Source organism: Pseudomonas sp. 51_B, assembly GCF_017491595.1.
Lineage (GTDB): Bacteria > Pseudomonadota > Gammaproteobacteria > Pseudomonadales > Pseudomonadaceae > Aquipseudomonas > Aquipseudomonas promysalinigenes.
The window spans coordinates 1-531 of sequence record NZ_JAFGYW010000165.1 but is presented as its reverse complement, the minus strand read 5'-3'; the positions used below and the strand labels follow the sequence as shown (position 1 = coordinate 531).

Below are 531 nucleotides of genomic sequence, written 5' to 3'. Positions count from 1 at the left end.
CACCATGTCGATTGACGCGTCGGGCAGCATGCGCGCGAGCGTGAGCGCATCCATTGCGTGAAGTCGGTCGAGTAGCGGGGAAAGATCGGCCGCGGGCGCGGCGTCGGTAGCGTGAATCGTCATCGTGTTGCGAGAGTGGAAATGCGCGCGCGGCACGAGCCGCCCGCACTGTTGCGTGTGTCGAGCGGCCATTGTCGACGCACGTTTCATTGCGCGGATCACGAGTGCGCTGTACCCGGCGGCACGACAAAGGCGAGTGCTCGCGCCACGCGCGGGCGACCGGCACCATTGCCGGTATGGATGCGAACGAAATTCAACGGCAAGCACGCAACGCCGTGCGCAAAGGCTCGATTCTCGATGTCGACCACAAGGCGGCGCTTTGCCGCGTGGCGATCGGCGAATCGGACGACGACGGCCTGCAAACGAACTGGATTCCCTGGCTCACGCCCTCGGCCGGCGCGACGCGCGAATGGCTGCCGCCGACGAAGGGCGAGCAAGTCGTCGTGCTCGGCGCGATGGGCGACCTTGCGC

Annotated in this window: 2 protein-coding genes; one reads left to right on the top strand and one right to left on the bottom strand. The window is 66.5% G+C overall.

Annotated elements, in window-relative coordinates:
- Positions 1–192 (bottom strand): hypothetical protein (locus tag J5M56_RS24195; protein ID WP_207937968.1); only part of this gene is annotated, 192 nt, incomplete at its 3' end.
- 104 nt (positions 193–296) lie between these two features.
- On the opposite strand from J5M56_RS24195, the gene J5M56_RS24190 reads away from it, so the two are divergent.
- Positions 297–531 (top strand): phage baseplate assembly protein V (locus tag J5M56_RS24190; RefSeq protein WP_207937967.1); only part of this gene is annotated, 235 nt, incomplete at its 3' end.